Consider the following 21,030-nt stretch of genomic DNA (forward strand, 5'->3'; position numbering starts at 1 on the left):
GGGGCACCCGGGGCGCCGCCCCGCCCCCCCCCCCCCCCCGCGGGCCCCCCCCCCCCCCCCCCCCCCCCCGCGACCGGGGTCCTCACGGGACGGCGAGCTCCGCGGCCAGGGCGTGGGCCCGCTCGGTGGTGAGCCGCCCGTCGGCGACCACGACGGTGATCGCACGCTCCAGCCGTTCGGGGACGACCAGCGGCACCTCCCAGGCCAGGGCCGGTCCGACCCCAGGGTACTCGGCGACGCGGACGAACCACGGGTCGAGCCCGGCGGTCTGCGCGAACAGCAGGCTCCAGTCGTCGCAGGTCAGCGCCAGCCAGGGGGATCGGCTGCCGTGCACGGCCCGCTCGCCGCGGGCGTCGGCGGTGAAGACGTCCAGCCCGGGGGAGTCCTTGGGAGCGCGCCAGAAGAACCCGCCGTACCCGGCGCCGGTCCGCCCCTTGCAGGCCGAGCTCTGGATCGACAGCGGCTCGCCGGTCCGGTTGTGCAGCGTGAAGACGAACTCCAGCGCCCAGGCGCCGGTCACGGTACGGGCCAGCAGGGTCCGTTCCTCGACGGCCAGGACGGTGCCGTCCGGCCCGACCCAGTCGAGCCGCTCGGCGAAACCGTCACCGCCGTCGCCGTTCACGGGACGCAGTGAGCGGCGCCGCTGCCGCCCGTGGTTGGGGAGGATCACCGGCCCGGTGCCGGGCACGTAGGTGGAACCGCCCCAGAAGTTGACCCCGTTGACGTCGGAGATCGCCACGCCCGCCCCGAAGTGGTGGACGTGGTCGGCGGGCTGGGTCTCGGTCACGACCGTCCCCGCCAGCGTCCGTACCGGATGCAGGTGGGGGCGGGGCGCGTCCGTCGCCTGGAGGTCGCCCCGGCGGACGTAGGTCGCGACCTCCCGCGAACCGGCGCGCAGCAGCGACTCGGGCCATACCGCCGGTGCCTCCGGCGTGATCGGTGCGGCCGGCGCCGGCGGGGGGGTGGACGCGGTCGCCGGGGAGCCGGTGCCGCCGGGGAAACCGAGCTCCGACAGGGTCCTCAGCTCCGCCGCCGCGCGCACGGCCAGGCCCTCGATGCCCGGCAGCACCAGCCGGGACGGCTCCGTACGGAAACCGGTAGCGGGCAGCGGGTCGGGGGCGCGCCGGATCTCGTCGAGCACCCGGGTGAAGCCGCCGGTCCGCTCCAGCGGCACCAGCAACTCCTCTCCCTCCCTGACGTGCGCCAGCAGGTTGGACAGCAGGTCGGTGCGGTCGAAGCCGGTGCGGACGCCGTCCACCTCGACCTCGTCGAGGGTGTAGAAGAGCAGCGCCGAGCGGGTGTCGCCGTGCAGGTGCAGGTAGGGCTCGGTCCGGCGCCCGCCGCACAGGCTGACGGTGATCGCGATGACGGTGCCGTCGGAGAGGCGGAGGCGGGCGCTGGAGGTGTCGTCGGAGGAGATCGCGTTGGCCCGGTACAGCTCCAGCTCGATCCCCTCGACCGAGGAGACCGCGTCGGCCCCGGCGACGGCCAGCGCGGTGGCCACCGCGTGCGCGAACGGGTTGGTCAGGGCGCCGTCCATGACGTCCACGCCGTCCAGCCTGCGCCGCCCCGCCCAGGGGGCGCGCGTGTAGTAGGAGAACGGGCGCGTCCAGGACCCGGCGACGCCGACGGCGCGGATCGGCTCGCCCAGCAGCCCGGCCGCCGCGGGAACGGCGGCCGAGCCGAGCGACTGGAAGCCGACCTGGCAGGCCAGCCCCGTCTCGGCCACGGCGGCGGAGATCTGCTCGAACTCCTCCACCGACGGTGTGGGGGGCTTCTCCAGCAGCACGTGCGCCCCGGCCCGCAGGGCGGCGACGGCCAGGGGGGCGTGGGTGTGGATCGGCGTCGCGATCACCGCCACCTCCGCCCCGGTCCCGGCGATCAGCGACGCCAGGTCCGCCGACCACGGCACGTCGAGGCCGTCGGCCGGCCGCGTGTCGCAGACCCCGGCGAGCTCGGCCCTGCCGGTCGCGGCCAGCCGCCGCACGTTCTCCACGTGGTTGCGGCCGTGGCCGTGGATCCCGGCGACCACCACGCGCACCGGCTTCACGACGCCCACCTCGTCGGCGCGCCGGTCGCGCGCAGCTCGGCCCCGTCGATCTCCACCGGGAGGGGGGAGGCGAGCAGGCCCAGGTCGGCCAGCGTGGCGTCCTCCACCCGCTCCACCATCGCGGGATGGTGCAGCGCGAGGGCGAGCTGCCCCGACAGCTCGGTGAGCAGGTGCGGGTAGACCGGGACGCCGAAGACGCGGGCCAGCTCGGCGATCCGCAGGAACGGGGTGATCCCGCCGACCCGTACCAGGTTCGGCTGGACGACGTCGCAGGCGCCCGCCGTCAGCAGGTCGCGGAACCCGTGGACGGTGGCGACGTTCTCGCCGACCGCCACCGGGACGCCGACGCCGCGCCGCAGCTCCACCTGGCCGGGCAGGTCGTCGGCGGGCAGCGGCTCCTCGATCCAGAACAGGTCGTACCTCTCCAGGGCCCGCAGCGCGACGCGGGCCCGGTGCAGGTCCCACCGCTGGTTGGCGTCGACCATCAGCAGCCGGTCCGGCCCGATCACCTCGCGGACCGCCGCGACCCGCTCGACGTCCTCGGCGAGGGAGGGGCGCCCGACCTTCATCTTGACGGCGGTGAACCCGGCGGCGACCCACCGCTCGGCCTGCGCGCGCAGCTCCTGGAGGGTGTAGTGGAGGTTGACGCCGCTGCCGTAGACGGGGACGCTCTCGCGCCGCGCGCCGAGCACGTCGACCAGTGCCCGCTCGCCGCAGCGCAGGTCCCACAGCGCGAGATCCATCCCGGACAGGGCGATCGGGACGATCCCCGACCGTCCCGCCTCGCTCAGGTGGGCCGAGAGGCGGTCCCACACCAGCTCCGGGTGCGGCGGCAGGCCGATCACCGCGTCGCGGACGTCGTGCTCCAGCAGGGCCTTGACCGCCTGGGCGCCGATCTGCGGCGTCCAGGCGAGCCCGGTGCCGCGCCGCCCGTCGTCCAGCGTGATCGTAACGAGCAGGGCGTGGTTGAAGGGCACGTCCGCGCCCCAGGGCCGGGCCAGGGGCGCCGACCGCAGCGTGACCGCCAGATCCTTGATCACGAAGCCACCAGGGCGAGGCCCGAGGTGATCAGCGCCTCCAGCTCGGCCTCGTGCTCGGGCGTCACCGGCACCAGCGGCGGCCTGACCTGGCCGGCGTCCAGCCCGCGCAGCCGCACCCCGGTCTTGACCAGCGACACCGCGTACCCCGGCACCTTGGAGCGCAGTCGCACCAGCGGCGCGTAGAACTCGGCGATCAGCCGCTCGTCGCCGTTCAGGTAGGCGTTGGCGATCTCGGGCGCGAAGCAGAACACCGCGCTGGAGTACAGGCCGACGCCGAGCGCGCGGTAGGCGGGCTGGGTCAGCTCGGCGGTCGGCAGCCCGTTGAAGAACAGGAAGTCCTGGCGCACCTCCCGCACGGCCAGCACGATCCGCTGCATCCGGTCGATGTCGCCGAGACCGTCCTTGAGGCCGATGACGCCGGGGATCGCGGCCAGCTCGACCGCGGCCTCCGGCTCCAGGGCGATCGGCCCGCGCTGGTAGATGATCACCGGCAGCTCGGCGGCGATCGCCCGCACGTACGCGGGGAAACCGGGGCCCTGCACGAGGTAGGGCGGCATGAGCAGCAGCCCGTCGGCACCCGCCTCGCGGGCGGCCCGCGCCTGGGAGAGCGCCGCGCCGAGCGGCCCGCCTGCCCCGGCGAACACCGGGACGGCCCCGGCCGCGCTCTTCACGGCCACCCGGACGACCTCGGCGTGCTCGGCCTCCGACAGGGCGGTGAACTCGCCGGTCCCGCAGGCGGCGAACACGCCGCCGGGACGGTGCTCCAGCCCCTGGCGGACGTGGTCGGCCAGCACGCCGGGCGCGAGCTCGCCGTCGGGGCCGAAGGGGGTCACGGGGAAGAACAGGACGCCATCGAGATTCATGATCGGGCTTTCCTTCAGGAGAGTTCGGTGCGCCAGCTGCGCTTGGCGGTCCAGCCGAGCAGCCGCTCGGCCTTGGCGGAGGAGAAGGCGGGACAGGTGCCGGTCAGGGGGGTGGCGAACGCCTTCGTCTCCGGCATGACGGTCGGCAGCAGCTCGGCCAGCGGTTCGCGCGCCAGCGCGTCGGCGGCGCCCGCGAAGAAGACCTCGCCGTTCGTCTCCAGCAGGGGGAGCCTGGCCATCAGCGTGTCGACGAAGTCGCCGGCGTCGCGGGCGTCGAGGTAGTTGAACAGGGAGACCCCGCCGATCTCGGGCCGGTCGAGCCGCTCGACGATCGTGTGCCCGGACTGGGTGGGCGCTCCCTCCCACTCCTCGGGCGCGACGACGAAGCAGGGGCGGAACGCCGCCATCCGGGTGCTCTCACTGGAGCGCGCGAACGCCTGCATGGTCTGCTCGGCCACGAGCTTCGACAGGTTGTAGGCGTTCCAGGGCCGCGCCGGATGGTCCTCGTCCAGCGGCAGGTAGGCGGGGGTCCACCCGCCCGGCGCGCCGTACCCGATCACCGTGGGACTGCTGGCCACGACGAGCTTCTCCACCCCGAGGGCGACCGAGGCCGCGCAGACGTTGAAGGCGAGCTGGGTGTTGACGCGGAACGTGGTGGCCTCGGAGCGGCTGAACGGTACCGCGATGGCCGCCAGGTGGACCACCGCCTCCGGCCTGAAGTGGGCGAGGACCGAGTGGGTCTCGCCCAGGTCGGTGAGATCGGCCGGGAGGGTGGAGGCGGCCTCGCGCGGGGTTCCCGGCGCGCTGTCCACGCCGATGACCTCGTGTCCGGCCGCCGCGAGCGAGGTGACAACGCTGCGGCCGAGCCGGCCCGCGCTACCGGTGACGAGCACTCTGCTCACCGTGGGGGCTCCTTCGAAAGACTGCAATCAGTTGCAGTAAACAATCGCGGCAGCCGGGACAATACGTCAAGTGAGCGGGGTTAACCACCGACAACCGGTCTCAGGATGCTTAACCCATCTGCAAACGGTTGCGTTAGGGTGTGCGGCATGTCAGTGACCATCCGGGATGTCGCCCACGCCTCAGGTGTCCATGTGTCGACGGTTTCCCGGACCTTCTCGGCGCCCCATCTGGTCAACGCCGAGACCCGTACCCGGGTGCTCGCGGTGGCCGAGGAGCTCGACTACCGGCCCAACCGGGCGGCCCGCTCGCTCAAGACGGGCCGCACCAACAACATCGGGCTGATCGTGCCCGACCTGGCCAACCCGTTCTTCTCGTCGCTGATCAAGGCCGCGCAGGCCGCGGCCCGCCGCCAGGACTACCACCTGTTCGTGGCCGACACCGGCGAGAGTCCCTCCGAGGAGGAGGAGCTCATCCTGGCCTTCTCCAAACAGGTCGACGGCATCGTGCTGTGCAGCCCGCGCCTGTCCAACAAGGCGCTGGAGAAGCTCTCGGAGAGCGTCTCGTTCGTGCTGGTCAACCGGCTCATCCGCGGGCTGACCACGGTCGTGATGGACGTCGCCCACGGAGCCCGCGTCGCCATGGAGCACCTGGTGGAGCTCGGCCACCGGCGCGTCGCGCTGGTGACGGGTCCCGCGGGCTCGTGGACCAGCGGCGAGATCCGCAGGGCGGTCACGGAGATCCCCGGTCTCGACGTGGTCGTCATCGGCCCGAACCCCCCCACCGAGGAGGGGGGCGTCGCCGCCGCGGCCAGGGTCGTCGAGGCGGGGGTGACCGGGGTGCTCGCCTACAACGACCTGGTCGCCATCGGTCTCATCGAGGCGCTGGAGCCCCTCGGGGTCGGCGTGCCGGGCGACGTGAGCGTGATCGGTTTCGACGACAGCACCACCGGGCGGCTGTACCGCCCCAAGCTCACCACGGTCGCGATGCCCGCGAGCGCCGCCGGGCGGATGGCGGTCGACCTCCTCGTCCAGTCGATGAGCGCCGCGACCGTCCTGGAGACCCATCTCGTGGTCCGCGACTCCACCGCGCCCCCGAGGGAAGGCGCCTGAGCCGCGCTTCCCTGGCGCCCGGGAAGCGTGGCACTCGTTCGCTCCCCCGGGTGAGACGCCTTTCGCGTGCCCACGCCGCGCGGAACTCGTTCGCACCCCCGGGGAAGGGCTTCTGAGCGGCGCTCCCCGTGCGGCTACGCCGCGCAGAACTCGTTGCCCTCCGGGTCGCGCATGACCCACCAGTGCCCGGCCGGCCCCCTGTCGAACTCCTGGACGCGGGCCGCCCCCAGGCCCTCCAGCCGGGCCACCAGCGCGTCGAGGCCGCCGGGCCCGGCGTGGACGTCGATGTGCAGGCGGTTCTTGCCCGACCTGCCCTCGGGCACGTCCTGGAACAGCAGCCGCCGGCCCCGGCCGATGCCGCTGACCTCGTCGAACGGGTCCTCGGGGTGGCGGATCGCGGCGTAGCCGCGGAAGATCCTGCGGCCGCGGTGCTCGGCGACCGCCTCCTCGCCGAGCTGACCGGCGGCCAGCAGGCGCTCGATGAGCGCGCCGGGATCCTCCACCTCGTAGTCCAGGGCCGCGGCCCAGAAGTCCGCCAGGGCGGGAGCGTCCGTGCTGTCGATGACCAGCTTCCACGTCAATGCCATGTAACCAGTTATATTGGTTACATGGACTCGCCCGCAACCAAGGGGCTGACGCTGTACTCCCGCGCCGGCGTCGCCTACCGGTTCGACCCCGGCGCCCTGTGCCTGGAGCTGCTGACCACCGGCGGCCCCGGCCCCTACCGCCGCTACGAGGTCCTGCACGAGCCCGCCGACCTGGCGGCCTGGGCGGAGCGGTCACGGCTGACGCCGACCCCCGTGCTGGAGATCACGGAGGCCGAGGTGGCGGGCGCGCGGCGGCTGCGCGACGCCCTGTTCGGGACGGTCCTCGCCCACCTGCGCGGCGAGCCCTACCCGCCGGAGGACCTGGCGGCCGTCAACGAGGCGGCGGCCCTTCCGGCCCTGGCGCCCGCGATCGCGGCGGCCGGGGAGCGGCGCTGGGCCACCACCTTCACCGGCACGCACCTCGTGGCCACCGTGGCGCGCGACGCCGTCGAGCTGCTGACCGGCCCCTTCGCGCACCGGGTCCGCACCTGCGCCGCCGGGAACTGCGACCTCGTCTACGTCGACACCTCGCGTCCCGGCCGCCGCCGCTGGTGCTCCATGGAGCACTGCGGCAACCTCAGCAAGGTGAGGGCGCTGCGCGAGCGCCGATCCGGCGAGGAATGACCGCCCGGGGCCCGGGGCCGACGGCCCGCGACGCACGTGTGGCCGATTCGCGGCCGATTCGCGACTGATTCGCGTCCGGGGCGAGGGCCTGGCCCCGGGGTGGTCACCAGGCGGTTTTCGCTCCCCTTCACAGGGGGCGACCACGCTCCGTGACTGCAATCGGTTGTATTAACTCGCGTTGAAACGAGTTTTTTCCGTTCACCCTCTGATGGCGTAATAGTGCCTTGAACTGCTGTTATGTGAAAAGGGGGCGTTGCGAGGCGTGAGCCAGCTCACTGCAAAGGGTTGACGTCCCGGCTCGTGAAGCTATAGGAAAAGCGCTACCAATTCACCGACTCCCCGAAGGGCCAGTGATGACGCTGAGTCCCGCAACGGCGGGGACGACCGAAGTGCCGGTCACGCCCCCCGAAAAGGTGGCTCCCCCCACCCATCGGCGCCTCAGGAGCTCCCGCAGCCGATCGCAGGCGTGGGCGGCCTACCTGTTCCTGGCCCCTTGGTTCATAGGCCTCTTCGCGATCACGCTCGGTCCGATGATGGCCTCGCTCTACCTGTCGTTCACCGACTACAGCATGCTGAGCGAGGCGCACTGGGTCGGCTGGGCCAACTACGAGAAGATGTTCTTCGCCGACGACCGGTTCATCACCTCGCTGCAGGTGACGACCACCTACGTCGTGGTGTCCGTCCCGCTGCAGCTGGCCTTCGCGCTGGCGCTGGCGCTCGTGCTGGACAGGGGACTGCGCGGCCTGCCGTTCTACCGCTCGATCTTCTACCTGCCCTCGCTGCTCGGCGGCAGCGTGGCGATCTCGATCCTCTGGCGGAAGATCTTCGGGACCGACGGCATCGTCAACTCGTTCCTCGGCCTGTTCGGCTACGAGGGCCAGGGATGGGTGACGAGCCCCGACACCGCGCTGTGGACGCTGATCATCCTGCACGTCTGGACGTTCGGCGCCCCGATGGTCATCTTCCTGGCCGGGCTCCGCCAGATCCCGCAGAGCCTGTACGAGGCGGCCGCGGTCGACGGCGCCGGCAGGTGGCGGAAGTTCCGCTCGATCACCCTGCCGCTGCTCACGCCGATCATCTTCTTCAACCTGGTGCTGGAGGTGATCAAGTCGTTCCAGTCCTTCACCCAGTCGTTCATCGTCAGCGGCGGCAACGGCGGACCGGTCGACTCGACCCTCTTCTACACGCTCTACCTCTACATCAAGGGCTTCAAGAACTACGAGATGGGCTACGCGGCCGGCATGGCGTGGGTGCTGCTGCTCATCATCGCCGCCCTGACCGGTGTCAACTTCATCATGTCTCGATTCTGGGTTTTCTATGGCGACGACAAGTAAGCGCGTGCCGGTGCTGTTCCGGCCCGCCCCCCGCCTGGTCAGGCACGTCCTGCTGATCGCCTTCGGGTTGTTCATGCTCTACCCGCTGCTCTGGATGATCTCCAGCTCGATCAAGCCCGAAGAGCTGATCTTCCGGGAGCCGGGGCTGGTGCCGGGCGAGGTCACCGGTGCGAACTACACCGAGGGCTGGGTCGCGCTCAAGCACACCTTCGGCTACTACCTCTGGAACTCGGCCGTCATCACGGTCCTGGCGGTCGTCGGCAACCTGCTCGCCTGCTCGCTCGCGGCATACGCCTTCGCCCGGCTGGAGTTCCCGCTGAAGAAGGTGTGGTTCGCGATCATGCTCGGCTCGATCATGCTGCCGCACCACGTCACGGTCGTCCCGCAGTACATCATGTTCGCCAAGTTCGACTGGATCAACACGATCTGGCCGATCATCGCGCCGAAGTTCCTCGCCACCGACGCGTTCTTCATCTTCCTGATGGTCCAGTTCATCCGGACCCTTCCCCGGGAGCTGGACGAGGCCGCGGCGATCGACGGCGCGGGCCACTGGCGCACGTTCATCCGGGTGATCATGCCGCTGTGCGTCCCGGCGCTGGCGACCACCGCGATCTTCACCTTCATCTGGACCTGGAACGACTTCTTCACCCAGAACCTCTACCTGACCAACTCCGACAACCTCACCGTCCCGGTCGCGCTCCGGCAGTTCATGGACTCCAGCGGCGAGTCCTCCTGGGGCCCGCTGTTCGCGATGTCGATCATCTCTCTCGGGCCGATCTTCGGCTTCTTCCTCGCGGGCCAGAAGTACCTCGTCCGGGGCATGGCGACCACCGGTCTCAAGTAGTCCCTTTCGTCCATCCAGCTCACACCCCCCGTCCTCCCCACCTCCACCACCTGAGGCGATTATGAAGATCATCAAGGCGGCCACCGCCATCACCCTGCTCGCGATATCGGCCACCGCCTGCGGCAGTGGCGACAGCGGAGAGGCCGGCGAGTCCGGCGGCAAGACGAAGGTCGTCTTCTCGTACTGGGGCAGCGACGCCCGTCAGAAGCTGACGGAGTCGGCCATCGCCGCGTTCGAGAAGAAGAACCCGACGATCGACATCGAAGGCGACTTCTCCGACTGGGACAGCTACTACGAGAAGCTGGCCACCAAGGCCGCGGCCGACGACGCCCCCGACGTCATGTCCATCGAGATCCGCGGTCTGGCCGAGTACTCCGGCCGCGGCATCCTCGCCGACCTCACCGGCAAGGTGAACAGCACAGACCTCGACCAGGACGTGCTCAAGGCCGGCCAGGTCGACGGCAAGCAGTTCGCCATCCCGACCGGCGTCAACGCCTTCCCCATGATCGTCAACAAGGCGGCGGTGGAGAAGGCCGGCCAGAAGGTCCCCGACGACACCACCTGGACCTGGGACGACTACATCTCGATCTCCCAGAAGATCACCGAGAAGGGTGAGGGCAAGGTCTGGGGCACCGAGTACAACGAGAACCCCGCCTTCCTGCAGCTGTTCGCCGCCCAGCGCGGGGAGCAGTTCTACAAGGACGGCAAGATCGGCCTGTCGGAGCAGACCGTCAAGGACTGGTGGGCGCTCCTGCAGAAGATCATCTCCACCAAGGCCGGTCCGAGCGCCGCCCAGATGCTGGAGACCGGCACCAAGGTCGACCAGGCCATGCTCGCCACGAACACCAGCGCCTTCGGCAGCTGGTGGAGCAACCAGCTCACCGCGCTGAGCAAGGGCTCGGGCCAGGAGCTCGACCTGCTGCGCATGCCCAAGGTCGAGGGTGCGCCCAACGCCGGCATGTTCCTCCAGCCGGCCATGTACTACACGGTCTCCGCCAAGACCGACAAGGCCGACGCCGCCGGCAAGTTCGTCGACTTCCTCGTCAACGACCCCGAGGCCGGCGGCATCCTGCTCAGCGACCGCGGCCTGCCGACCAACGCCAAGGTCGTCACCGCCATCAAGGACAAGCTGACCCCGGCCGACCAGAAGGTGCTGGCCTTCATCGAGTCGATCAAGAGCGAGCTGAGCCCGATCACCGTCCCGCCGAAGGGCGCGATGGAGATGGAGGACATCCTCAAGCGCGCCACCGACTCGGTGCTGTTCGAGAAGGCCACCGCGGACGACGCGGCGAAGGCCTTCATCGCCGAGGCCAACTCCACCCTCACCAAGTAACGGCCCTTCTCCACGCGGGAACGACGTGCCGTACGGCTCACACCGGGCCGTACGGCACGGCCGTCTCCACCCTTACTCCCATGGGGTTCCTGATGCGATACGCCTTCGTCGGACTCGGCCACCGGGTACAGCTGTACATCGACGCGCTGCTCGGTGACTGGAGCGACACCGGCGAGATCGTCGCCCTCTGCGACGTCAACCGGACCCGGATCGGCTACTACCTCGACCGGATCGGCCGCGACGTCCCGTCCTTCACACCGGACGAGTTCGACAAAATGCTCCCGCTCGCGGACGCCGTCGTGGTCGCCACCGTCGACGCCACCCACGCCCGCTACGTCGTCGCCGCGCTGGACGCGGGCAAGGACGTCATCGTGGAGAAGCCGCTGTGCACCACCGCCGAGGACTGCGCGGCCATCGTCGAGGCCGCCGAGCGGAGCACCGGCCGGCTCGTCGTCACCTTCAACTACCGCTACTCGCCGCGCAACAGCGCCGTCCGACGGCTGATCGCCGACGGCGCGATCGGCGACGTCACCTCCGTGCACTTCGAGTGGGTGCTGGACACCATCCACGGAGCCGACTACTTCCGCCGCTGGCACCGTGACAAGGCCAGCTCCGGCGGCCTGCTGGTGCACAAGTCCACCCACCACTTCGACCTGGTCAACTGGTGGCTGGACGACACCGCCGCCTCCGTCTACGCCCGCTCGGCGCTGCGCTTCTACGGGGCCGGCAACGCCCGCGCCCGCGGCCTGGGCGACCGGCCAGAACGCGCCGCCGGAGCGCCGGAACTCGGCACCGACCCCTACCTGCTCGACATCTCCGCCGACCCCCGGCTCAAGCGCCTCTACCTGGACGCCGAGCACGAGGACGGCTACATCCGCGACCAGGACGTGTTCGGCGACGGCGTGACCATCGAGGACAACATGTCGGTCCTCGTCGGCTACTCCCGCGGGGCGATCCTCACCTACTCCCTCAACGCCCACGGCCCCTTCGAGGGCTACCGGGTGGCCTTCAACGGCACCGAGGGACGGCTGGAGCTGGAGGTCGTCGAACGCGCCTGGACCCCGCCGCGGGCCGCGATCGACCCGACCGCCGCCGACAAGGCCCACGCCGCCGGCGCCTCCGAGCGGCTCGTCCTGCAACGGCACTGGCAGGAGGCGGAGGAGGTCGCGATCTCCGCGGGCGCGGGCGGCCACGGCGGCGGCGACGTCCTCATGCTGAACGACATCTTCCGCGGTGTCTCCGACGACCCCCTGCGCCGCCAGGCCGGGCACCGCGCGGGCGTCGCCAGCGTGATGGTCGGCGTCTCGGCCAACCTGTCCGCCGCGAGCGGAGCCCCCGTCCTGCTGGAGGACGAGGGCACCCGGCAGGCGCGCTGACCCCGGCCGGGTCCAGGGCCCGGCCGGACCGCATGGCATCCGGCGACACCCGGCACACCGGCCGGCACGCGGGGCGGCCGGCCTGACGCGCCGAACCTGACGCGCCGGCGGGCACGCGGGGCGGCGGACCTGACGCGCCGGGGTGCGCGCGGGGCGGCCGAGCGGTCACCGCCGCGCGCGATGGACGACCTTCTCCGTGGACCGGCCGGGATAGACGACGATCAGGTGCTCCTCGACGGGCGCGTCGGGGTCGTCCTCGTCCCACCCCAACGCGCGGGCGTAGATGCGCATCCGGTAGCGGCCGGGGCCGCCGACGGCCAGGTCGGGCAGCGGCCGGATCGTCCCACTGTCACCGCCCTCGGAGAAGTGCGGCACGACCAGGCGGCCGCTGCGGCTGACGAGACCCACCTCGACCACCCGTTCCCAGCCCCTGAGCCGGAGCGGCGGGGTGGCGCCGAACGCCTTGACCGTGACGCACAGCGCCGCGTTCTCGCCGTCGGTCATGACGACGGCACTGCTGCCGGCGGCGTCGACGAACCCGTCGTCGACCGCCCGGTCGATGTCGCCACCAGGACCTTCGGACTCGTCGCGGTCGTCGAAGACGTGGTGGCCGCCCCCCTCGAAGAGCAGGTACGCGGTCGTGCCCTGCCTCCCGGCCCGCACCCCCGGCCAGGGGTCGGTGCACCGGGCGTTCATCTCGGCCTCCCACGCGGCCGTCTCCCGCTCGTTCTCGGCCCGCGCGCGTGCCTCGTCGAGCGCCTGCTCGGCCCGCTGCCGGTCGACACCCTCCTGCGCGCCGGGGAGGGCGAACCGCGACTCCTCCTCGGCGCCGACCACGACGAGCGGCAGTACGAGCGCGGCGACGACGGCCGCCCGCGGCACGCGGCCGGGGGTGGGCCCGGGGCCGGCCCCGGCGGCGGGCGTGCCGGCGGGCCCGGCGAGCTCGTGCGCGGTGCGCGCCAGCCACACCGTGCCGAACACCCCGAGCGCGCCCAGCACGAGCGCCTGGTCGTCGAACAGCTGCCCGACCTGGAGGAGGCCGAGCAGGGAGGCCAGCAGCGGGGAGAGCAGGGCGACGACGAGGGCGACCCTCCCGATGTCGACCGTGGCGTCGCTCCACCGCCCGTCGCGGCGCTGCGCGACGAGGATCATCACCGTCCAGCCGAGGCCCGCCAGCCCCAGCAGCTCGATCGTCCGGCCCGTACCCTCGGAGAAGGAGAATAGGAAGAGCGTCGAGGACAGCGCGCCGGTCAGGCCGAGCACGAGGGCGAGGGCCCGGAACAGGACCGAGACCCCGGAGACGACCCGCACCAGCAGGACGACCGTGGCGATCCACACGGCCTGGCTCGCGACGTACTCCACGACGTCCGACAGCTCTCCGACGAGGTCCCAGAGCGCCAGGTCGCCGACGATGCCTACGTACAGCAGGCGCCGAAGCCAGACCACGTCGCGCGGCGACTGCGCGGTGCGCGACGTCCCGGGACCGCGCAGCACCTGCCACAGTGCCCACGCGTTGAGCCCGCAGATCCCGGCGTACAGGGGCGCCGGCCCGTCCTCACCCCACATGTGGAGTGTCCTCGACGCGGCCACCGACAGCACCGACGGGTCGCCGGACACGACGGCGAGCACCACGCCGATGGCCGCGACGGCCAGGTAGAGCACGACGACGACGGCGGCCACGTGCCCGAAGCGGTATCGGCCGGCAGCGGCCCGGATGCGAGTGACGATGCGGATGATCTTACCGATATGTCCGGACACGGGAACCCGGCGGAGCGGGGAGCCGCCTGGCACGCCGTCCTCGACACGTCACCCGCGGCGCAGCCGGTAGGCCAGGACCGCGGCGGCCAGCAGGATCCCCCAGATCGGGTACGGCCACAGCAGCAGCGGCAGCAGGTCCCCCCACTCCACGGCGTTGACCGTGAGCCCGGGAGAGGCCAGGCAGCAGGCCCCCGCGACCAGCCCTCCCGCGATCACCGGCAGGCGCACCGGCACGGGGCGGCCGTGCAGGACCGGCACCCACCGCGGCCACACCTCGCCCCACCGGGCGATCAGGCCGAGCGTCAGCACGGATCCGCCCAGGGCGCCGAAGGCGATGATCAGCCCCTGCAGCCTGAGCCCCGGATTCGCCGCCAGCTCGCCCGCGCCGACGTCGGTGGGCCACGGGGTCAGCCAGGTCAGCCGGTAGAGTGCGTACGGCAGCGGGCACAGCGCGGCCGCGATCGTGACCGGGCGTCCCCAGCGGGCGACGGCGGCGGGCCGCACCCAGCGCGGCGTGCCGCCGGTCCTGAAGGCCGCCACCGCGATCGCCGCCCACAGGCCGCAGGCGAGCGCGTCGGCCAGCGTCCAGGACACGCGCCCGGCGTACGACGAGAAGTCCGCGAAGAGGTTGAGCAGGAGGCGGCCGACCGGGACGAGCCCGGTGAGCGTGCCGCCCACGACCAGGGCGAGCAGCGCCCCCAGCGCCACGAGGGCGAGCACGGCCGGCCACCCGCGGCGCCGGCAGAGCAGGACCAGGATCGCCGCCAGCGCGACCGGGCCGGCCAGCGCCATGGCGTAGCCCAGCAGGGACATGATGCCGGCGTCGGACATCACCACGCCGAAGAAGACGACCTGCGCGACCGCGCCCGCCCTCAGCGCCGTACCCGAGGCGAAGGCCGTCACCAGCCCGGCCAGTCCGGCCACGACGGCCATCGGGCCGCCCACGTCGTGCTCGAACAGGTGCGACAGCGACACGGTGACGCGGTCGTGCGCGCCGAAGGGATAGCTCGCGGGGATGATCCACCACAGCAGCCCGACGGCCGTCACGGCGATCGACAGCAGCGCGCCGGCGATCCGGAGGTTTCTCGTCATGGCGCTCACCGTAGGAACGGGCCGCTCCCCGCCACCTCCCCCTGGCGGGGGAGTGCCCGTCCCGGCTTGCTGGTTAGCATCGTCGCCGTGAGCGAACACCTCGCGCGCGCCCTGCGGGCGGCGATCTACCCGGCGCTCGGCGCGGCCCTGCTCGTCCCGGCGGCGGTGGCGCTCGGCCTGGTGATCGTCACCGAGGTCACGCCGGCCCGTGTCCTGACGCTGTGGGCGGCGTGCCTGCCGGCCTCGGTGCTGCTGGCCCTCGCGCCCCTGGTGCGGCGCATCGAGACGATCGCGCTGTCGGAACTCCTCGACGTCGACGTCCCGGCGAGGGCCGATCCGCTCTACCTGGTGGCCCTGACGAGCCTGCACCTGTACGGCGGAGCCACGCTGGGCGCCGCGCTGCTCCTGCTGGCCCCCGGGCTGACACGCGCCGGCGACCTGACGGGCTGGCGCCAGAACCCCGCCGAGACGGCGCAGCCGTTCCTGATGGCCGGCGCGGTGGTGGCCGCCATGGTCGTCGCCGGGTTCGGCCAGCGGTCGGTGGCGCGCCGGCTGCTGCGCGCCGAACCGTCCCGTGCGCTGGAGGAGCTCGGCCGCCGCCAGACGCTCGCGCTGGAACTGCACGACGCGGTGGGGCACGCGCTGAGTGTGGTCCTGGTGCAGGGCATGGCCGCGCAGGCGGCGCTGCACCGGCCCGAACCCCGGGTGCGGCAGGCGGGGGAGTCGCTGGACCACCTGGTGGACACCGCCCGCGCCGCCCAGGAGGAGCTCGACGTGCTGCTCGGCGTGCTGGACGACGGCGACACGGCGCGCGCCCCCACACTCGACGCGCTCGGCTCGCTCACCCGCGGCCTGGACGTGCGGGTGCGCGCCCAGAACCTGGACCGGGTGCCGGCGGCGACCTCACGTGCCGCGTACGCGATCGCCAGGGAGGCGCTCACCAACGCCCTGCGGCACGGCCGGGGCCCCGTCACGCTCGACGTGGCCGTCGTCGGCGACCTGGTGCTGACGGTGGAGAACGCCACCGCGACCGCCGCCTGCGCCGCCCCCGCCGCCACCGGCGGCGGTGCCGGTCGTGATGCGGCCGGGAGGGGGCGGGGCCTGACGGGCATGCGCATGCGCGCCCGCCTGGTCGGCGGCACCTGCACGCTGGAGGAGGCGGACGCCGTCTGGCGCGTACGGGCGAGGCTGCCGCTGTGATCCGCGTGGTCCTGGCGGACGACGACCGGCTGATCCGCGCGGGGTGGTCGGCGATGCTCTCCGCCCACGACGACCTCGCCGTCGTGGGCGAGGCGGCGGACGGCCACGAGGCCGTCGAGGCGGGCACCGGGGCGGACGTCGTGCTGATGGACGTCCGCATGCCCCGGATGGACGGCCTGGCCGCCACCGTCGAGCTGGCCCGCCGCTCGCCCTCCACCCGCGTCGTCGTGGTCACCACCTTCGAGAGCGATCAGCTGGTGTGGGGGGCGCTGCGCGCGGGAGCGGCCGGCTACGTGCTCAAACGCGCTCCCGCGACCCAACTGGTGGAGGCGGTCCGGCTGGTGCACTCGCGGGACGCGGTGCTCTTCCCCGACGCGCTGCGGCGCATCGCCTCGCCGCACCACGGCGACGCCGGGGTGGGCCACGGGGTGACCCTGACCCCGCGCGAGCTGCAGGTATTGCGCCACATCACGCTCGGGCAGGCCAACGCGGAGATCGCCGAGGTGCTGCGCGTGTCGCGGGAGACGGTCAAGACGCACGTCACCAACGTCCTGGACAAGCTGGGCGCCCGCGACCGCACGCAGGCGGCGGTCACGGCCTACGAACTCGGCCTGGTCGTCCCCGGCATCGAGCCCCGCTGAATTCCCCGAGCTCCCCGAGCTCCCCGACCCGGGCCGGCGGCCGGGCGCCGGCTCAGCCCTGGCGGCGCTCGTAGGCCAGCCGGGCCTCCTCGACCTCGGGCACGGCCCCCTCCAGCAGGTCGGCCAGGGCACGCAGGTGCGCGGCGGCACGGACGCCGAGCGGGGTCAGCGCGTACTCCACCCTGGGCGGTATGGCGCTGAGGACCTCGCGGGTGACCAGGCCGTCGCGCTCCAGGGCCTGGAGGGTCTGCGACAGCATCTTCTCGCTCACCCCCTCGACCCGGCGGCGCAGCGCGTTGAAGCGGTAGCCGCCCTCGGCCAGGGCCAGCAATGCGAGCGAGGCCCATTTGGCCGTCACGTCCTCGAACGCGGCGCGCGAGGTGCAGGAACGGGCGAAGACGTCGCTGACGAGCTCCTGGGAGGGCTCCGCCGGGGGGTGCGCACTGTGTTCGGCCACCCCGCCAGCCTACCCCCGTCGCTGCGGAACAGTGTGTACTGTGTTTTAGTTAGTGCTTACTGGATTGCAGTGCTTACTTGAAGGGATTCGCCATGCCCGCCTATGCCGTCACCGGGGCCACCGGCCACCTCGGACGCCTCGTCATCGAGGACCTGCTCGACCGGGGCGTACCCGCCGCCGAGATCGTCGCCGTCGCCCGCAGCGAGGCCAAGGCCGCGGACCTGGCCCGGCGCGGCGTCCAGGTCCGCCTGGCCGACTACTCGCTGCCCGAGACGCTGCCGGCCGCCCTGGACGGGGTACGCCGCCTGCTGCTGATCTCCGGCGACGTGCCGGGACGGCGTCCGGCCCTGCACGCCGCGGTGATCGAGGCCGCACGGGCCGCCGGCGTCGAGCGCGTCGTCTACACCGGCCTCCTGCGGGCCGGCACCAGTGCCAGCCCGCTGGCGCCCGACCACAGGGCCACCGAGGAGATCCTGGCCGCCTCAGGCGTGCCGTTCACCGTGCTGCGCAACGGCTGGTACACCGAGAACCACACCGATCAGCTCCCCCGATACCTGGAGCGGGGGGAGATCCTCGGCGCCGCGGGTTCCGGCAGGATCTCGGCCGCGCCCCGCGCCGACTACGCCGGGGCCGCCGCCGCGGCGCTGACCGGCGACGAGCACGACGGCGCCGTGTACGAACTCGCGGGCCAGGCCTTCACCCTCGACGAGCTGGCCGCGACCGTCACCGAGGTGACCGGCACGAAGGTCGTCTACCGCGACCTTCCGGCGGCCGAGTACGCCGCCGCGCTGCGCCGGAGCGGGATGGACGAGGGCACCGCCGCCTTCGTCGCCTCGCTCGACGAGTCCATCGCCCGCGGCGACCTGGAGGCCGGCGCCGGCGACCTGGCCCGGCTGCTCGGCCGCCCGGTCACCCCGCTGGACGAGGTGATCCGGAACGCTCGCCCCTGAGCCCGTGGTGGGCCGCCGCCCACGGTGGCCCACCGGCCGCTCCGGGCTGTCAGGGGGCCACCGTAGAGTGGGCCGATCCGCGGCTCTTTGAACGAACGGGTGGAAATCATGAGCGAACGATTGACCGTGATGGCCGTGCACGCCCATCCCGATGACGAGGTCCTCGGGACGGGCGGGATCCTCTCCCGGTACGCCGACGAGGGCATCCGCACCGTCCTGGTGACCTGCACGAACGGGGAGCAGGGGGACGCCCCCGGCGGGGTGAAGCCGGGGGAGCCGGGCCATGACGAGGCAGCGGTGAGCGCGCTGCGGCTGGAGGAGCTCCGCGCGTCCGTGACCCATCTGGGGATCGAGCACGTGGAGCTGCTCGGCTACCGCGACTCGGGCATGGACGGCTGGGACGGCAACAAGGCCGAGGACGCCTTCGCCAACGTCCCGGTGGAACGGGCCGCCGCGCGGCTGGCCGAGCTGATGGAGCGCTACCGCCCGCAGGTCGTGGTGACCTACGACGAGAACGGGGGCTACGGTCACCCCGACCACATCCAGGCCCACCGGATCGCCGTGGCCGCGGCCGAGACCAGCCAGATCCCCGAGAAGCTGTACTACACCGCCGTGCCCCGCGAGCGCATGGCCGAGCTGTCCGAGCTCCTCCGCTCGGCCGGTGTCGCCCCCGAGGAGCTCGAACTTCCCGACGACTTCGGGGTCCCGGAGGCGCAGATCACCGCGATGATCGACGTGACGCCCTACGTGGAGCGCAAGCGCAAGGCGCTGGAGGCGCACGCGAGCCAGGGGGACAGCATCTTCATGCTGCGCATGCCCCCCGAGGCCCTGCATCAGGTCCTCGGGACCGAGGGGTTCATCCGCGCGATCAACCGCGTCCCCGGGGCGGCCGACAGGGAGGACGACCTCTTCGACGGCCTCCGGTAGGGGCCGAGGGCGAGGGGGCGGCGCGGGCGCGTGAAGGCAGGACGGGCAGGGGCGGGAGAGGGAATCGGCACGGCTCCGGTGAGGAAGGGCTTCGGGTCGTGAGGGGGACGCGCGCCGGTGACATGCCGGGCCGGCGCCGCACCACCTTCGCCCGTTAAGGGCACGCTCCTGTACCGATGTCGGGAAAAACCTGTTTCGGTATCGCGCCCGCCTTTACGATCTTTTCTCTGGTGAGCATCCGTGGAAACCCAGGGGAGTAAACGGCATGCGGGATCGACGGCTTCTCGCACTGATCGTCTCGGCGGTCATGATCGTCATTTTCGGCGTGTACGCGCTGGTGTCCACCTCGGGCACGGTCGCCGCCTCCCCGTCGGCCCGTCCCACGCCCGCCGACGCGGCCGCGGAAGCCGAGGAACCCGGCACGGCCGAGGGGGGCGAGGGGGCGCCGCCCTCCTCGGCGTCCGTGATCACGCTGGCCCCGGCCACACCCACCCCGGCCACGCCGACGCCGCAGGACGGTCCCGAGTGGGTCGCCAGGAGCTACCTCACCGCCTGGCAGGCCGGCGACCACGCGGCCATGGCCGCCCTGGTCGCCGACCCCCCGGCCGACTTCGCCGACCGGCACCGCGGCTTCGACGCCGACCTGCGGATCTCCTCGCTCTCCCTCACCGCCGGCGAGCTGAGCGAGCCGGGCGCGGAGAAGGCCGAGCTGTCCTTCAACGGCGTACGGGAGATCACCGATCTGGGCCGGTGGCCCTTCACCTCGGTCCTGCGCCTGGAGCGGCGCGCCGGCACGTGGAAGGTGCTCTGGGCCCCGGAGACGATGCACCCCTCGCTCAAGGACGGCGGGAGCCTGAAGCTGAGGCGGAAGGAGATCAGGACCCCGGACACGCTCACCCGCGAGGGGCGCCCGTTCCCCAGGGAGAGCAGGGCGGGTGACTACTTCACCGGTCTGGGTGAGACGGCCGTCGAGCTGAAACTGCTGGAGGAGCCCTCGGGAACGGTGCTGAAGGCGTCCCCGCGCCGGGAGGCGTCCGGGACGAGGACCACCGTCTCGCTGCCCGTGCAGGCCGCCGCGGCACGGGCCCTGGACGGGGTCGGGCAGCCCGCCGCGATCGTGGCCCTGGACATCCAGACCGGTCAGGTACGCGCGGTGGCGGACGCGCTGGGCGGCAAGAAGGCCTTCAACGGCCTCTACCCCCCGGGGTCGACGTTCAAGGTGGTGACGGCCGCCGCGCTGCTCCGCTCCGGCCTGGTCCCGGACTCGCAGGTCCCCTGCCCGGCCTCCTACACCATCCCGAACGGCAGGACCTTCACCGACTCCGACAACGTCGACCACGGCGCCGTCCCCCTCACCATGGCCTTCGCGCTCTCCTGCAACACCACCTTCGCCCAGCAGGCCCACGACCGGCTGCGCGACGACCGGCTGCGCGCCGAGGCCGCCGACCGGTTCGGCTTCCGGGAGAAGCCGGGGCTCAGCGCCTGCCGGATCCGGCCGTACGGAAACCTCGACGAGCTGGGGTCCGACGCCATCGGCCAGAACTCCGTGCAGGCCAGCCCGCTGTGCATGGCCGAGGTCGCGGCCGCGGCGGCGAGCGGCGTCTGGAGGCCCGCCATCCTGGCCGAGCAGGCCGGCCCGGACGAGCCGCAGCCGGTGCCGCTGGACGACGGTGTGGCCTCCGCCCTGCGGACGATGATGGAGGCCGTGGTCACCCAGGGCACGGCCGCCCAGGCGGGCCTGCCCGCGGGCACGGCGGGCAAGACCGGCACGGCCGAAGTCCAGGGCGCCACGGACCACGCCTGGTTCGTCGGCTACCGGGGCTCCCTGGCCTTCGCGGTGTTCGTGGAGAACGGCGGGGCCGGAGGACAGGTCGCGGCCCCGATCGCCGCGCGGTTCCTGAACGGCCTGTAGGCGCCGGCCCGCCCGGGTGACCGGGGGCGG

19 protein-coding genes are annotated in these 21,030 nt (G+C 72.5%); 11 read left to right on the forward strand and 8 right to left on the reverse strand.

Annotation, left to right across the window (positions count from 1 at the left end):
- Positions 1-82: 82 nt before the first annotated feature.
- Genes ACLQ2R_RS21770 through ACLQ2R_RS21785 form a run of 4 tightly spaced genes read right to left on the reverse strand, consistent with a single transcriptional unit; the run spans position 83 to position 4,855 of the window.
- Positions 83-2,050, reverse strand: coding sequence for a DUF6807 family protein (locus tag ACLQ2R_RS21770; protein WP_425962086.1), 1,968 nt, complete (start codon positions 2,048-2,050; stop codon positions 83-85).
- On the reverse strand, positions 2,047-3,090 hold the full coding sequence (locus tag ACLQ2R_RS21775; RefSeq protein WP_425962088.1) for a mandelate racemase/muconate lactonizing enzyme family protein: 1,044 nt from the start codon (positions 3,088-3,090) through the stop codon (positions 2,047-2,049). Before ACLQ2R_RS21775 ends, ACLQ2R_RS21770 begins: the two co-directional genes overlap by 4 nt.
- Positions 3,087-3,953 carry a 5-dehydro-4-deoxyglucarate dehydratase gene (locus ACLQ2R_RS21780; protein ID WP_425962089.1) on the reverse strand — a complete coding sequence of 289 codons (867 nt, stop codon included), beginning with the start codon at positions 3,951-3,953 and terminating at the stop codon, positions 3,087-3,089. Before ACLQ2R_RS21780 ends, ACLQ2R_RS21775 begins: the two co-directional genes overlap by 4 nt.
- 14 nt (positions 3,954-3,967) lie before the next feature.
- The gene (locus ACLQ2R_RS21785) at positions 3,968-4,855 is read right to left on the reverse strand and encodes an NAD-dependent epimerase/dehydratase family protein (RefSeq protein ID WP_425962091.1); all 888 of its coding nucleotides are present in this window, start codon (positions 4,853-4,855) and stop codon (positions 3,968-3,970) included.
- Between the two features lie 147 nt (positions 4,856-5,002).
- Here ACLQ2R_RS21785 and ACLQ2R_RS21790 point away from each other — a divergent pair, with 147 nt between their 5' ends.
- The gene (locus ACLQ2R_RS21790; protein WP_425962093.1) at positions 5,003-5,965 is read left to right on the forward strand and encodes a LacI family DNA-binding transcriptional regulator; all 963 of its coding nucleotides are present in this window, start codon (positions 5,003-5,005) and stop codon (positions 5,963-5,965) included.
- A gap of 134 nt (positions 5,966-6,099) precedes the next feature.
- Here ACLQ2R_RS21790 and ACLQ2R_RS21795 read toward each other — a convergent pair whose 3' ends face one another.
- Positions 6,100-6,552 (reverse strand): VOC family protein, encoded by a 453-nt coding sequence (locus tag ACLQ2R_RS21795; protein WP_425962095.1) that lies wholly within the window; start codon positions 6,550-6,552, stop codon positions 6,100-6,102.
- Positions 6,553-6,573: 21 nt separating this feature from the next.
- On the opposite strand from ACLQ2R_RS21795, the gene ACLQ2R_RS21800 reads away from it, so the two are divergent.
- From ACLQ2R_RS21800 to ACLQ2R_RS21820, 5 genes are all read left to right on the forward strand, one after another.
- On the forward strand, positions 6,574-7,176 hold the full coding sequence (locus tag ACLQ2R_RS21800) for a CGNR zinc finger domain-containing protein (RefSeq protein WP_425962097.1): 603 nt from the start codon (positions 6,574-6,576) through the stop codon (positions 7,174-7,176).
- Positions 7,177-7,529: 353 nt separating this feature from the next.
- Complete coding sequence (locus ACLQ2R_RS21805; RefSeq protein ID WP_425962099.1) at positions 7,530-8,510, forward strand: carbohydrate ABC transporter permease; 981 nt, start codon at positions 7,530-7,532, stop codon at positions 8,508-8,510.
- Positions 8,494-9,354, forward strand: coding sequence for a carbohydrate ABC transporter permease (locus ACLQ2R_RS21810; RefSeq protein ID WP_425962101.1), 861 nt, complete (start codon positions 8,494-8,496; stop codon positions 9,352-9,354). The genes ACLQ2R_RS21805 and ACLQ2R_RS21810 overlap by 17 nt, the downstream gene beginning before the upstream one ends.
- A 61-nt stretch (positions 9,355-9,415) precedes the next feature.
- Positions 9,416-10,687: an ABC transporter substrate-binding protein gene (locus ACLQ2R_RS21815; protein WP_425962103.1), complete on the forward strand. Its 1,272-nt coding sequence runs from the start codon at positions 9,416-9,418 to the stop codon at positions 10,685-10,687.
- Positions 10,688-10,767: 80 nt separating this feature from the next.
- Entirely contained in the window at positions 10,768-12,063 is a 1,296-nt protein-coding gene (locus ACLQ2R_RS21820; RefSeq protein WP_425962105.1) for a Gfo/Idh/MocA family protein, read from the forward strand.
- Between the two features lie 165 nt (positions 12,064-12,228).
- Here the strand turns inward: ACLQ2R_RS21820 and ACLQ2R_RS21825 are convergent, their stop codons facing one another.
- Both ACLQ2R_RS21825 and ACLQ2R_RS21830 read right to left on the reverse strand, forming a co-directional pair.
- Complete coding sequence (locus ACLQ2R_RS21825; protein WP_425962107.1) at positions 12,229-13,743, reverse strand: hypothetical protein; 1,515 nt, start codon at positions 13,741-13,743, stop codon at positions 12,229-12,231.
- A gap of 126 nt (positions 13,744-13,869) precedes the next feature.
- Complete coding sequence (locus ACLQ2R_RS21830; RefSeq protein WP_425962109.1) at positions 13,870-14,913, reverse strand: hypothetical protein; 1,044 nt, start codon at positions 14,911-14,913, stop codon at positions 13,870-13,872.
- Between the two features lie 87 nt (positions 14,914-15,000).
- Between ACLQ2R_RS21830 and ACLQ2R_RS21835 the strand changes: the two genes are divergently transcribed.
- Positions 15,001-16,113: a sensor histidine kinase gene (locus ACLQ2R_RS21835; protein WP_425962111.1), complete on the forward strand. Its 1,113-nt coding sequence runs from the start codon at positions 15,001-15,003 to the stop codon at positions 16,111-16,113.
- Entirely contained in the window at positions 16,110-16,754 is a 645-nt protein-coding gene (locus ACLQ2R_RS21840) for a response regulator (protein WP_425962113.1), read from the forward strand. Before ACLQ2R_RS21835 ends, ACLQ2R_RS21840 begins: the two co-directional genes overlap by 4 nt.
- 52 nt (positions 16,755-16,806) lie before the next feature.
- On the opposite strand, the gene ACLQ2R_RS21845 is transcribed toward ACLQ2R_RS21840, so the two are convergent.
- Positions 16,807-17,211, reverse strand: a complete 405-nt coding sequence (locus tag ACLQ2R_RS21845; RefSeq protein ID WP_425962115.1) for a winged helix-turn-helix transcriptional regulator — start codon at positions 17,209-17,211, stop codon at positions 16,807-16,809.
- Positions 17,212-17,303: 92 nt separating this feature from the next.
- Here ACLQ2R_RS21845 and ACLQ2R_RS21850 point away from each other — a divergent pair, with 92 nt between their 5' ends.
- The 3 genes from ACLQ2R_RS21850 (at position 17,304) to ACLQ2R_RS21860 (ending at position 21,000) form a co-directional block, all read left to right on the forward strand.
- Positions 17,304-18,161, forward strand: coding sequence for an SDR family oxidoreductase (locus tag ACLQ2R_RS21850; RefSeq protein WP_425962117.1), 858 nt, complete (start codon positions 17,304-17,306; stop codon positions 18,159-18,161).
- Between the two features lie 108 nt (positions 18,162-18,269).
- Positions 18,270-19,088, forward strand: a complete 819-nt coding sequence (locus tag ACLQ2R_RS21855; protein ID WP_425962119.1) for a PIG-L family deacetylase — start codon at positions 18,270-18,272, stop codon at positions 19,086-19,088.
- A gap of 265 nt (positions 19,089-19,353) precedes the next feature.
- Entirely contained in the window at positions 19,354-21,000 is a 1,647-nt protein-coding gene (locus tag ACLQ2R_RS21860; protein WP_425962121.1) for a penicillin-binding transpeptidase domain-containing protein, read from the forward strand.
- Positions 21,001-21,030 lie beyond the last annotated feature (30 nt).

It is taken from the genome of Streptosporangium sp. DT93 (genome assembly GCF_049844535.1).
Classification (GTDB): Bacteria; Actinomycetota; Actinomycetes; order Streptosporangiales; family Streptosporangiaceae; genus Streptosporangium.